The organism is Rhizobium sp. Rhizsp82 (assembly GCF_047325115.1).
GTDB lineage: Bacteria > Pseudomonadota > Alphaproteobacteria > Rhizobiales > Rhizobiaceae > Rhizobium.
This window is the reverse complement of sequence record NZ_CP168571.1, coordinates 229749-242363: the sequence shown is the minus strand read 5'-3', so window position 1 is coordinate 242363 and position 12615 is coordinate 229749. Positions and strand designations below refer to the sequence as shown.

Annotated in this window: 12 protein-coding genes; 8 read left to right on the top strand and 4 right to left on the bottom strand. The window is 63.6% G+C overall.

Going from position 1 to position 12615, the window contains the following annotated elements; all coding sequences use genetic code 11:
- The first annotated feature begins 89 nt into the window (after positions 1-89).
- Positions 90-1094, top strand: coding sequence for an extracellular solute-binding protein (locus tag ACEN84_RS25260; protein ID WP_246777591.1), 1005 nt, complete (start codon positions 90-92; stop codon positions 1092-1094).
- 51 nt (positions 1095-1145) lie between these two features.
- Positions 1146-2807 carry an ABC transporter permease gene (locus tag ACEN84_RS25255; protein ID WP_413712094.1) on the top strand — a complete coding sequence of 554 codons (1662 nt, stop codon included), beginning with the start codon at positions 1146-1148 and terminating at the stop codon, positions 2805-2807.
- Positions 2808-2843: 36 nt separating this feature from the next.
- Here the strand turns inward: ACEN84_RS25255 and ACEN84_RS25250 are convergent, their stop codons facing one another.
- The 3 genes from ACEN84_RS25250 to ACEN84_RS25240 are packed head-to-tail and all read right to left on the bottom strand — an operon-like array spanning position 2844 to position 5707.
- A complete protein-coding gene (locus ACEN84_RS25250; RefSeq protein ID WP_413712093.1) occupies positions 2844-3836 on the bottom strand; it encodes an aldo/keto reductase in 993 nt (330 codons plus the stop codon).
- Positions 3833-4708, bottom strand: a complete 876-nt coding sequence (locus ACEN84_RS25245) for an amidohydrolase family protein (protein ID WP_413712092.1) — start codon at positions 4706-4708, stop codon at positions 3833-3835. The genes ACEN84_RS25250 and ACEN84_RS25245 overlap by 4 nt, the downstream gene beginning before the upstream one ends.
- A 12-nt stretch (positions 4709-4720) precedes the next feature.
- Entirely contained in the window at positions 4721-5707 is a 987-nt protein-coding gene (locus ACEN84_RS25240) for an aldo/keto reductase (RefSeq protein ID WP_413712091.1), read from the bottom strand.
- A gap of 200 nt (positions 5708-5907) precedes the next feature.
- Here ACEN84_RS25240 and ACEN84_RS25235 point away from each other — a divergent pair, with 200 nt between their 5' ends.
- The 6 genes from ACEN84_RS25235 to larA all read left to right on the top strand — a co-directional run bounded on the left by ACEN84_RS25235 (position 5908) and on the right by larA (position 11803).
- Complete coding sequence (locus ACEN84_RS25235) at positions 5908-7065, top strand: ABC transporter substrate-binding protein (protein ID WP_413712090.1); 1158 nt, start codon at positions 5908-5910, stop codon at positions 7063-7065.
- 100 nt (positions 7066-7165) lie between these two features.
- Positions 7166-8035 (top strand): branched-chain amino acid ABC transporter permease, encoded by an 870-nt coding sequence (locus tag ACEN84_RS25230; RefSeq protein WP_199625704.1) that lies wholly within the window; start codon positions 7166-7168, stop codon positions 8033-8035.
- A 19-nt stretch (positions 8036-8054) separates the two neighbouring features.
- The gene (locus ACEN84_RS25225; protein ID WP_413712089.1) at positions 8055-9071 is read left to right on the top strand and encodes a branched-chain amino acid ABC transporter permease; all 1017 of its coding nucleotides are present in this window, start codon (positions 8055-8057) and stop codon (positions 9069-9071) included.
- Positions 9068-9790, top strand: coding sequence for an ABC transporter ATP-binding protein (locus ACEN84_RS25220; RefSeq protein WP_413712088.1), 723 nt, complete (start codon positions 9068-9070; stop codon positions 9788-9790). The genes ACEN84_RS25225 and ACEN84_RS25220 overlap by 4 nt, the downstream gene beginning before the upstream one ends.
- Complete coding sequence (locus ACEN84_RS25215) at positions 9790-10515, top strand: ABC transporter ATP-binding protein (protein WP_413712087.1); 726 nt, start codon at positions 9790-9792, stop codon at positions 10513-10515. The genes ACEN84_RS25220 and ACEN84_RS25215 overlap by 1 nt, the downstream gene beginning before the upstream one ends.
- A gap of 1 nt (position 10516) precedes the next feature.
- Entirely contained in the window at positions 10517-11803 is a 1287-nt protein-coding gene (gene larA, locus ACEN84_RS25210) for a nickel-dependent lactate racemase (protein WP_413712086.1), read from the top strand.
- 4 nt (positions 11804-11807) lie between these two features.
- Here larA and ACEN84_RS25205 read toward each other — a convergent pair whose 3' ends face one another.
- A complete protein-coding gene (locus ACEN84_RS25205; protein WP_112714809.1) occupies positions 11808-12554 on the bottom strand; it encodes a FadR/GntR family transcriptional regulator in 747 nt (248 codons plus the stop codon).
- Between the last annotated feature and the right edge of the window lie 61 nt (positions 12555-12615).

Below are 12615 nucleotides of genomic sequence, written 5' to 3'. Positions count from 1 at the left end.
ATGCTTCGGCTTAAAACTTGACTATTACCCTCAAGAACTGCAGCTACGGGGCGCATTCATTTACGGGGGTAGATATGATGCAAGTTAAAATGTCCGCGGCATTCGCCGCTGTTTCTCTGTGCGCTCTTCCGGTTACTGTTTCGGCCGCCGAGCTCAATCTCTACACGACAAGAGAGCCGGCGCTGATCGCGCCGCTTCTGGAAGCCTACACGGCAAAGACCGGCACCAAGGTCAACACCGTGTTCCTGAAGGATGGTCTTGCCGAACGCGTGGCAAGCGAAGGCGAAGCCTCTCCGGCAGATATCCTGATGGCCGTCGACGCCGGCAATCTGGTCGATCTCGCCGAAAAGGGCGTCACCCAGCCGATCGAATCCGCAACGCTCAACGCCGCCATTCCGGAACAGCTTCGCGATGCGAAGGGCTACTGGTTCGGCCTGTCGATGCGCGCCCGCGTGCTCTACGCCGCCAAGGATGTCGATCTGACGGCCTTCAACTACGAAGACCTCGCCGATCCCAAGTGGAAGGGCAAGATCTGCATCCGTTCGGGCCAGCATCCGTACAACACGGCTCTGTTTGCCGACTACATTGCCCATTACGGCGAAGCCGAAACCGAGAAGTGGCTTTCCGGCGTCAAGGACAACCTCGCCCGCAAGGCGGCCGGTGGTGACCGCGACGGCGCCAAGGACATCCTCGGCGGCGTCTGCGATATCGCCATTGCCAATTCCTACTATGTCGGCCTCATGCGCTCCGGTAAGGGCGGCGAGGATCAGGTGAAGTGGGGCGAGGCGATCAAGGTTGTCCTGCCGACCTTCAAGAACGGCGGCACGCAGGTCAACATCAGCGGTGCGGCTGTTGCAAAGCACGCGCCGAACAAGGCCGAAGCCGTGAAGCTTCTCGAATATCTCGTCTCCGACGAGGCGCAGAAGATCTATGCTGAAGCCAACTACGAATATCCGGTCAAGGCTGGCGCCTCGGTCGATCCGATCATCGCCTCCTTCGGCGAGTTGAAGATCGACAGCAAGCCGCTTGCCGAGATCGTCGGCTACCGCAAGGAGGCGAGCGCGCTCGTCGACAAGGTCGGTTTCGACAACTAAGGCGATCGGGGCGCTGGTTACCCGGCGCCCCTTCCCTTCCCGGATGATCGCATGTCCCTGATATCAGCGGCAAACCGCCCGGCGAGGCGGCCCGTCAGCGCCTGGCTTTCCGGAGCCGGGCTTGTTGCGTTTCTCGTCCTGCTGCCCTTCGGCGGCCTTGCCTTCGAAGCCTTCAAGGGCTCGCCGTCGCTCTGGAGCCATCTGTTTTCGACCATTCTGCCGGTCGCACTCGCCGATACCGTGATCCTGCTTGGTGGCGTCGGGTTGATGACGGCAGCAATAGGCACGACAACAGCGTGGCTTGTAACCGCCTATGATTTTCCCGGCCGCCGCATTCTCGAATGGGCGCTGCTGCTGCCGCTCGCGGTGCCGACCTACATCGTCGCCTATGCCTATCTCGATATCCTGCACCCGATCGGCTCGGTGCAGGGCGCGATCCGCTGGATGCTCGGCTACGAGAGCCCGCGGCAGTTTCGCCTGCCGGATATCCGCTCGATGATCGGCTGCATCCTGCTGCTCGGCATGGTGCTCTATCCCTATGTCTATATCCCTGTCAGAGCGATGTTCCTGACGCAGTCGGCCAATCTCATCGAGGCCGGGCGGATGCTCGGCATCACCAGGCGCGGAGCCTTCTGGCACATCGCCCTGCCGCTCGCCCGCCCGGCCGTTGCTGTCGGCGTCAGCCTGGCGCTGATGGAGACGCTGAACGATGTGGGTGCCGCCGAATTCCTCGGCGTGCGAACGCTGACCGTCTCGATCTACACGACCTGGATCACCCGCACCGACTTGCCCGGCGCCTCGCAGATTGCGCTTGCATTGCTTTTCATCGTCGTGGCGCTGATCGCCATCGAGCGCTGGGCGCGGCGCAATCAGCGCTACGCCACCGACAGCCGCCGCAGCCGCGGCCTGCAGCCGCAAAAGGTGTCTAGACCCAAGGGCATCGTGCTCGCGGTTCTCGGCTTCCTGCCTGTTATCCTCGGCTTCGGCGCGCCGGCTATCTACCTGGCTTCCGAAGCCTGGAAGCGCTTCCGCTTCGCCGGCGTTTCCGCCAATTTCCTCAGCGAAGCGGTCAACACCGTCCTTTTCGCATCGATCGCCACTGCCGCCGCGATCCTTCTTGGCCTGATGCTCGCCTATGCGGCTCGCCTGCGGCCCGGTACCGGCTCGTCGTCACTGCTGCGCCTTGCCGCAACCGGCTATGCCGCGCCGGGCACTGTCGTTGCGATCGGCGTGCTGATCGTTCTCGGCGGTGCCGACCGGCTGATCTTTCATGCCGGTGCGCAATGGTTCGGCATCGCCACCGGACTGTTCTTCATGGGATCGGGAGCGGCGCTCGTCTATGCGCTGACGGTCCGCTTCCTGGCGATTTCGGCGGGTGGCATTGACGCCGGATTGGCGCGCATTCCCGTCTCGCTCGACCACGCATCGCGCACGCTGGGACAGACGCCATCGGGCACATTCCGCCTCGTGCACCTGCCACTGTCGAAAACGGCGATCGCCGCTGCCGCGCTTCTGGTCTTCGTCGATTGCGTCAAGGAATTGCCGGCGACGCTGCTGTTGCGCCCACTGAATGTCGAGACCTTCGCCACGCATCTCTACGGCGAGGCGGCCCGAGGTACCTATGAGGAGGCATCGATCGCCGCTCTCGCAATCGTGCTCGTCAGCCTGCTGCCGGTCATCCTGCTATCGCGGGTCGGCAGTATCAAACGCTGAAAGACGCCCGCGCGCTTTGCACGCGGGCGCCTCATCTTAGCCTTCGCGCTCGAAGAGGGCGTCGGTTTCCTGCCAGAGAACCTCGGGGATCGGCAGTTTCGCCCAGTCGAGATTCTGCGCGATGCGCTCCGGTCGGCTCATGCCGAGGACGGCCGCTGAGACCTGCGGATTGCGGAAGGCGAACTGGATCGCCGCCGCCTGAAGCGGAACGCCGTGACGCGTGCAGATCTCCTCGATCCTCTTTGCCCTTGCGACCACATGCTCAGGCGGCGCGCCGTAATCGAAGGTCGCTCCCGAGCTGGCGGCGCCGGTTGCGAGAATGCCGGAATTGAACACCCCGGCAACGACGATCTCGACGCCCTGACGCTGTGCTTCCGGCAAAAGGTCAGCCTCGGCCGCCCGGTCGAGCAATGTGTAGCGCCCGGCCATCATCACCGCATCGAGCGCGCAGGTCTTGATGAACCGCGTTGCGACGTCGCTCTCGTTGACACCGACGCCGATCGCCTTGATGTGACCGGCCTTCCTGAGATCGTCGAGCGCCCGGTAACAGCCCTCGACGGCTTCGTTGAAGCGCCGCTCATAGGCATCGCCATGGGTGAAGCGGTCGACATCGTGGATATAGACCAGATCGAAATCGGCAATACCCAGCCGGCTCGCCGACTGCTCCAGCGAGCGCATCGTTCCGGCATAGCTGTAGTCGAAGACCGGCTTGAGCCGCAGCGGCGAGGCCCAGAGGCCATAATCGACCGCCTCGCCATAGGGCGGCGCCATATAGCGCCCGGCCTTGGTCGAGACGGTGACGGTCTTGCGATCGATCGTCCGCAGGAAGGTGCCTAGACGCAATTCGCTCAGCCCGTGGCCATAGAGCGGCGCGGTATCGAAGTAGCGCATCCCGCCTCCATAGGCCGCAGCCAGCACCTCGGCCGCCTGCGCCTCGGTGACATCGCGATAGAGCGTGCCGATGCCGCTCGCGCCGAAGCCAAGACGCGAGGCAAAGCCGATCTTGCTCGGGGTCATAGTGTCACTCATACCCTGCGCTCCTGAAAGCCGGGGAGACGATAGGCCTCGATGGCGTTCAGCCCGAAGATCCGCTCCCGCTCGGCGCTGGAAAGATCCTTGAGGCATTGCTGCAGCGCCTCGATAACGCGGTCGTAGCTCGCCGCCACCAGGCAGACCGGCCAGTCGGTACCGAACATGCAGCGGTCGGTGCCGAAGACGTCGAGCACCTCATGGACATAGGGCTTGAGATCCTCCGGCGTCCAGCTCTGCCAGTTCGCTTCGGTGACCATGCCCGATAGCTTGCACCAGACGTGATCGCGCTGCCCCCTGAACTGACGGATCAGCACCGCCCATTCGTCGAAGCCGCGATTGCGGATCTCGGGCTTCGAAATGTGGTCGAGCACGAAGCGCATCTCCGGGAAGGCCTGCGTCGTGGTGATGCAGGAGGGCAGCTGCGGCAGGTTCGGCACCAGGTCATAGACCAGACCGGAAGCCTGAACCGCCAGAAGCCCGGCCTTCACATCGGCGCGCAACAGCCAGTTCGGATCGCGCTCCGTCTGGATCAGGTGACGCACGCCGACCAGCCATTTGCCTTCGGGCGAAGACTTGAGTTCGGCAAGCGTCTGGCCGAGCTTCGGGTCGGTCAGGTCCACCCAGCCGACGACGCCGGCGACGAAATCCGTGGCTTCGGCCGTGCGGATGAAGTCCCAGGTCTCGCCGAGATCGTTCCAGGTCTGGACGAGAACGGTGCCGGCGACGCCATTTTTCTGCAAAGCCGGGCGAAGATCATCAGGCTCGAAGACGCGGTTGATCGGCTCGAACGGGCCGCTCAGCCAGCCGTAGTCGCCGCCGCTGGCGGGATCCCAGAAGTGATGATGGGAATCGATGATAGGGCTCGTCATAGCTGAAATCCCCTACCAGCGCTGATGCACATACTGCTTGATGTAGGTGTCGTAGATCGACTTGATCTCCCGCATCGCACTGTCGGAAATGGCCGGAAGACCGGCAGCTTCGGCATTCGAGCTCGCCTGCGCCGGATTGCGCGCACCGGGGATCGCCACCGTCACGGCGTCGAACATTAGAATCCAGCGCAGCGCGAATTTCGCCATGGCCGTATCGCCTGAAACGAGCGGACGAACCTTTTCGACAGCTTCGAGACCGACTTCATAGGGCACGCCCGAGAAAGTCTCGCCGACATCGAACGCCTCGCCATTGCGGTTGAACAGGCGATGGTCATTAGCCTCGAACTTGGTGTCCTTCTTGAACTTCCCGGACAAGAGACCGCTTGCCAGCGGCACGCGGGCAATGATCGCCACCTTCTTTTCCAGGGCCTGCTTGAAGAAATGCTCGATCGGACGCTGGCGGAAGGCATTGAAGATGATCTGGACGCTGACGACGCCCGGATATTCGATCGCCTTCAGCGCTTCCTCGACGCGCTCGACGCTGACGCCGTAATTGCGGATCTTGCCCTTCTCGACCAGCTTGTCGAGGCGGCCGAAGACCTCAGGGTGGTAGTAGAGATCCGTCGGCGGGCAATGCAGCTGCACGAGATCGAGGCAATCGGTCTCCAGGTTCTTTAGGCTGCGATCGATCCAGCCGTCGAGGTTTTCGGCGCTGTAGCCCTCGACTGATTGTTGCGGCAGGCGACGCCCGGCCTTTGTGGCGATGAACGGACGCTCCCCGCCCCGCTCCTTCATCACCTTGGCAATCAGCCGCTCCGAATGGCCGTCACCATAGACGTCGGCCGTATCGATGAAGGTGACGCCGGTATCGAGAGCGGCGTGAAGGGCGGTGAGTGCCTCCTCGTCATTCACTTCCCCCCATGCTGCGCCGATCGCCCAGGCGCCAAATCCGATCTCGCTGACCTTCCGGCCGGTGCGGCCGAATTCCTTGGTTCGCATAACTCACTCCCTCGTTTTGCGGCGGCCGGCACGCCGGCGCCGCTTGGTTGGACTTGCTTGACATTCTCCGTCAACCCAATTATCAGAAAACAGGGTTGTACGACAACCCGGTAAGTACGCAAAATCTGCATCGGGAGGATGAGACCGTGCGATCACTTGTTTTGGGAGGCATTTCTCTAGCGCTGGGCCTCGGCGCGTCTATGCAAATGGCAGCCGCCGAAGACACGATCAAGATCGGCGTCGTCGCGGCGGAATCGGGCGCTTTCGTCTCGGCCGGTCACACCCTGCCGGCGGGCGTCGGCCTCGCGGTCAAGGAAATCAACGACGCGGGAGGCGTCAAGGTTGGTGACAAGACCTACAAGGTCGAGATGGTCAAGCGCGACGACCGCACCGATATCTCCACCGCAATCGCGGCAACGCAGGAGCTTGTCCGCGACGAAAAAGTCTCGGCGATCTTCGGTTCCGAAACCCATGACTTCACGCTGGCGATGACCAAAATCACCCAGCCCGCCAAGGTCATCCAGTTTGCCGGCAACAGCACGCTGGCCAAGATCCTGAACCCGCAGTCCGTCGCCCCCGGCGCTGAGGATCACTATCTCTTCCAGTCCGAGCCGCAGGAATTCCAGCGCTCCGGCTCGACCGCCCGCGGCGTTCTCAGCCTGCTGACGCCGCTTGTCGGCCATCCGCTGAAAAAATCCGTCGTCATCGTCGGCAACGACGCGACCGGTCAGTTCCTGACTTCCTACTACGTCAAGGCACTGAAGGCCGAGGGCCAGGAAGTGCCTGAAGTCATTTCCTATCCGCCTGATACCACCGACTTCTCGCCGTTCCTGACACGCGCCAAGAGCCTCAATCCTGACGTCGTGCACTTCTGGTACAATGGCGACTCGACGCTGACGGCGCTGCCGCAGGCGCTCGAACTCGGCGTTGCCCCGAGCTACTTCCTGTTCGGCGTCGATCCGGGCATCTGGAAGGAGCGTGGCCTCTCCGCCGACGTGCCGGTGGCCATGAGCTGCGTGCCGATCTGCTGGGGTGAATCCTCCAACGCCAACGCGAAGACCTATTTCAAGGCCTATTTCGCAGCCGGCGCCCCGAAGGGCGTGACCTCCTCGGTCTCGCTGCTCTACTACGATTATGTGCACATGCTCGCCGAAGCCTGGACCAAGGCCGGTTCGCTCGATCCGGACAAGACGGTCGCAGCGCTTGAATCGCTGCACCACAAGGGCGTCGTCTCCGACGATCTCTCCTTCAACAAGAGCCACCAGGTGACCCACGCAACCGAGGTCTGCGCCGCAGCTCCGGGTGGCGACATCTCCTGCGCGATGCAGCAGCCACCCGCCGAAGCCCCCGCGGAATAAACTGCCGATGCGCCTCCCGCCGGCCCCCTGCGCCGGCGGGACTTTCATTCAGAAAACCGACGGGCCGCCCGTGCGGTCCGCGCAACAGCGGAACAGGGCTGTGGACATTCTCATTCAGCAAATCCTCAACGGTCTGTCGATCGCAAGCGTCATCACGCTGATCGCCGTCGGGGTTACCTTGATCTTCGGACTGACCGGCATCATCAATTTCGCCCATGGCGAATTCCTGATGATCGGCAGCATCGTGACCTGGCTCGCCGTGCAGGCAGGCCTCAGCTTCTATCTGGCTCTTGTGCTCGCCATTCTCGCCGTCGGGGTCATGGGCTTCGTTCTCGAGCGCGCGCTCTTCCGCTTCACGCTCACGCGCCCGACCAACGGCTTCATCGTTTCGCTCGGCCTGATCGTCGTGCTGCAGCACATCGTCATCTTCTTCTATGACCCGAACCAGAAGAGCATTCCGCGGCCGCTGACCGGCATCTGGGATGTCGCGGGCGTGCGCATCGCCTCGGTTCGCGTCATGGTCATCCTCGTCACCATCGCCGTCGTGGCGCTCACTTTCGTCATGGTCACCCGCAGCCGCTATGGCCGCGCGCTCCGCGCCGCCGTCGACGATCGCGATACCGCGGCCCTGATGGGTATTCCGGTGCGCCGCTATATCACCGGCGTCTTCGTGCTCGGCAGCGCCCTTGCCGGTCTCGGCGGCGCGCTGCTGATCGCGCTCTTTCCGATCACGCCGTTCACCGGCGGCACGATGGTCATGAAGGGATTTGCGGTCGCGCTGATCGGCGGCCTCGGAAACCTGACGGGGGCCGTCGTCGCCGGCCTTATCCTCGGCATCGTCGAGGGCTTCAGCGCCGGTTACGGCTTCTCCGCCTGGACCGACGCCTATTCCTTCGCCCTGATGATCCTCGTTCTGCTCTTCCGCCCGAACGGCCTGTTCGGCGGCACCAGCGGCCCGAAGATGGCGTGACGCACGAAAGGCACATGCTATGAACACCCCTCTTTCGTCGCTCCGCTCGCTGGCCCCGGCTCTCGTCGTGCTGGCGATCCTAGCCTTCGTTCCGGCAATCGGCGCCAGCAACCGCATGCTGTCGCTCGCCATTTCGGCCGGTATCAACATCGTCGCCCTCTACGGCCTCTCGGTACTTTTCGGTCAGACCGGCATTCTCTCGATGGGACATGCGGCACTCGTCGGCGTCGGCGCCTATGCCGCCGCGCTCCTTGCCCGCGACACCGGCATCGGCTTCTGGCTGGCGCTGCCGATCGGCGGCATTGCGGCAGCGGCCTTTGCAGCAATCATCGGCGTGCCGTCGCTGCGCGTCAGCGGCCACCACTTCGTCATCATGACCTTCGCCTTCGGCCAGCTGCTGACCATCGTGCTGACCAATGGCGGTGACTTCACCGGGGCGGCAACCGGGCTCGACCTGCAGCTTCCCGTGAACTTCTTCGGCATGCGCGCCGACGATCTCGTGCCGTACTACTTCGTCGTCCTGGCCTTCGTGACGCTCAGCGCCATCGCCAGCTGGGCGATCATCAACTCACCCTATGGCCGCACGCTTCGCGCCATCCGCGAAAACGAGAAGCTGGCCGGCTCGCTCGGCATCAATGTCGGCCGCCACAAAATCGGCGCCTTCGTCGTCAGCGGCGTCTTTGCCGGCGTCTCCGGCGTGCTGCTCGCCTATTTCCTGCGCCACATCTCCCCAAGCCAGTTCGCCTCCTTCCCCAGCATCTACCTGGCACTGATGGTGATGATCGGCGGCGCGCGGTTGCTTCTCGGGCCGATTGCCGGCGGCATTCTCGTGTCCTTCCTGCCGGAGGTTCTGAACCTCGACCCGGTCCAGTCGCGCATTCTCTACGGCGTCTGCCTGATCGCGGTCATCCTGCTTCTGCCGAACGGCCTGATTGCCGGCCTCGCCGATGGATGGCAGCGGCTGTTCGGCGCCAGCCGCAAACAGGCGCCGTCCCCTGCCGCCGGACGCAACCACGCTTCGGAGGCCGGACGATGAACGCCATTCTCGAAATATCGGGCTTGAAGAAGCAGTTCGGCGGCGTCACCGCGCTCTCCGGCGTCGATCTCTCGATCGAAGAGGGCGAGATCCTCGGCATTGTCGGGCCGAACGGCTCGGGCAAGACGACGCTCTTCAATGTCATCACCGGCGTCTACAAGCCGACCGAGGGGCACGTCACCTGGCGCGGCCGCGATATCACCCGCCTTGCGGCCCACGAAGTCTCCGGCGCCGGCATCGGCTACACGTTCCAGCAGGCCATGGCATTTCCCGGGCTGTCCGTACTCGAAAACGTCCAGATCGCCTGCGAACACGCCCGCAAGACCAGCCGTCCCTATCCCTGGACGACGCCGACGGCATTGCTCGACTTCGTCGGCCTGACGGCGCTCGCCAATGAGCGCGCCGGTGTCCTGCCCTTCGGCAATCTTCGCCTTCTCGGCATCGCACTGGCGCTCGCAACCCACCCCTCGCTGATCCTGCTCGACGAACCGGCCGCCGGCCTCAATGACCGCGAGACGGCAACGCTTGTCGGCCTGGTGAAGCAGTTCCCCGGCCACGGCATCAGCGTCTGCGTCATCGATCACGACATGAAGCTGATGCAGATGCTCTGCAAGCGTCTGGTGGTTCTCGACTTCGGGTCGAAGATCGCCGACGGCCCGACACAGGCCGTGCTGTCCGATCCGAAAGTGCTGGAAGTCTATCTCGGAGGTGCGCTTTGATGCTGCTCAATGTTACAAACGTGACGACGGGCTATGGCGCGACGGTCGTCAATCGCGATGTTTCACTCACCCTGGAAGACGGCGAGATCATCACCATTCTCGGTCCGAACGGCGCAGGCAAATCGACGCTGCTGCGGACCATCGTCGGCCTCGTCAAACCGCGGTCGGGAAGCGTCAGCTTCGCCGGCGAGAACGTCACCGGCCGCACGCCCGACATCATGGCCAAGCGCGGCGTCGTCCTCGTTCCCGAGGGGCGGCGGATCTTTGCCGACATGTCGGTCGAGGAAAATCTCCGGCTTGGCGCCTATGCTCGGCGCGACACGGATGCCGTCGAGACCGACGTCAAGACCATGGAAAGCTTCTTTCCGATCCTTGCGACCAAACGCCAGCAGAAAGGCGGATCGCTGAGCGGCGGCCAGCAGCAGATGCTGGCGATTGCCCGCGGGCTGATGGCGCGCCCGCGCGTGCTCCTGCTCGACGAGCCCTCGCTGGGCCTCTCGCCGCTGCTGGTGAAAGAAATCCAGCAGATCATCCTGAATATCGGCAAGAGCTTCGGCGCCTCCGTTCTGCTGGTCGAGCAGAATGCCGGGCTGGCGCTCTCGGTCGCCAGCCGCGGCTACCTGATGCAGAACGGCCGGATCGCAACATCGGGGCCGATTGCCGAACTCAAGGACATGTCGCTGATGCGCGAGCTCTATCTCGGCGGCGTGGCGGAGCAGGCCTGACATGAACGAAATCGCCCTCTCCTATGGCCGCGGCCATCTCGACATCACCCTTCCACCGGGCGCCCGCCCGGCGGTGATCCGAAAGCAGGCACTTCCGAAGCTCGCCGACCCCAAGGCGGCCATTCGGGGCGCTCTCGACAATCCGATCGCCTCGGCACCGCTTGCCGAGCTTGCAAGGGGACGCAGAAGCGCCTGCATTCTGATCTGCGACATCACCCGGCCGGTGCCGAATCGGCTGTTCCTGCGCCCGATGATCGAGACGATGATTGCGTCCGGCATTGCTCGCGAAAAAATCTCGGTGCTGGTCGCAACCGGCCTTCACCGCCCCAATCTCGGCGATGAACTGGCCGAACTCGTCGGCGATCCCTGGGTTCTCGAGAATGTCAGGGTCGAGAACCACTACGCCCGCGATGAAGATGCCCATGTCGATTTCGGCTTCACGAAGACACGAAACACGCCGGTCAAGCTCGACCGGCTGTTTGCCGAGGCCGATCTCAAGATTGCCACCGGCCTCGTCGAGCCGCATTTCATGGCCGGCTGGTCCGGCGGGCGCAAGGTCATCGCACCGGGTGTCGCCCATCACGAGACGATCCGCACCTTCCACTCGGCCCGCTTCATGGAAGACCCGCTCGCGGTGCAGTGTAATCTGATCGGCAATCCCCTGCACGAGGAGCAGCTGGAGATCGTCCGCATGCTCGGCGAGGTCTTTGCGCTGAATACGGTGCTGGACGAGGAGCGCGACCTCGTCTGCGTCACCTTCGGCGAGATCATCGCCAGCCACCAGGCGGCCGTCGATTTCGTCAGCGGCGCGACGCAGGTGCCGATGGACCGCAAGTTTTCGACCGTCGTCACTTCGTCCGCCGGCTATCCGCTCGACAAGACCTATTACCAGACGATCAAGGGCATGGTGACGCCGCTCGATATCCTGAAGCCCGGCGGCACGCTGATCATCGCGTCGGAATGTTCCGAAGGCTTCGGTTCGCCCGAATTCCGCGAGGCGCAGGCGCGCCTTGTAGAACTCGGCCCTGAACGCTTCCTGGCGACGCTCACGGCCAAGAGCCTTGCCGAAATCGATGAATGGCAGACGGAAATGCAGCTGAAGCCGATGCGGCTCGGCCGGGTCGAACTCTATACGACCGGGCTTTCCGGCGGCGACCAGGAGCTGACCGGCGTCGGCGTGATCGACGACCTGACGGCCGCGATCGCCCGCAGCATTTCACGAAGCGGCGATCCCGATGTCGCGATCATTCCGGAGGGGCCCTATGTCGTGCCTCGCTATGCGGGCTGACCGGCTATCGATGAAGGCGGGCGTCGCGGAGCTCTTCGAAGCGCGCCGTGCTCTTCGACAGGTGAGCGCGCAGCGCCTTGCGCGCCGCCGCTTCATTGCCATCGCGGATCGCCTGGAAGATCGCGTGATGTTCCTTGCGCATGCGGGCTGCATGTCCCTCGCGCTCGAGCGCCGTCATGTTGTCGAGCCGCGCCCACTGGCGCGGCACCATGGCCGTTCCAAACGTGTCGAACAGCCGCCCGTAATAGGAATTCTGCGTTGCGACCAGGATCGAGCGATGGAAGGCGAAATCCTCTTCGGCCCCGTAGCCGCCCTGTTCGATCGCCTGATCGAGCGCATCCAGCCGCGCCTGCATGCGAGCGATATCCTCAGGCGTGCGCCGCAGGGCCGCAAGACCTGCGGCCTCATACTCGATGCCGATGCGCAGTTCGAGAACGCGCAGCACTTCGTCGATCGATTCCAGGTCGTTCGGGATGATGGAGAAGGAGCGCGGCGTCGGATCGTTGGAAACGAAAGCGCCGAGACCCTGGCGTGTGGTGATCAGCCCCTTGGCCCTGAGCGTCGCCAGCGCCTCGCGCACTATGGTGCGGCTCACGCCCGTCGCTTCCATGATCGCCTGCTCGGTCGGCAGGCGCTGGCCGGGCTTCAGGTCGCCGGATTCGATCTGCGCGATCAGGCTGTCGGCCAGTCCGCTGCGCAGATTGGGCGTCTGCGGGATGGTGTTGAAAACCGCGCTGTCCCTGTCCTTCATTCCGTTCCGAAGTCCAATCTCGCCGTCCGGCGCCGGGCTGCCAATACTGCCGTTGCTAAAC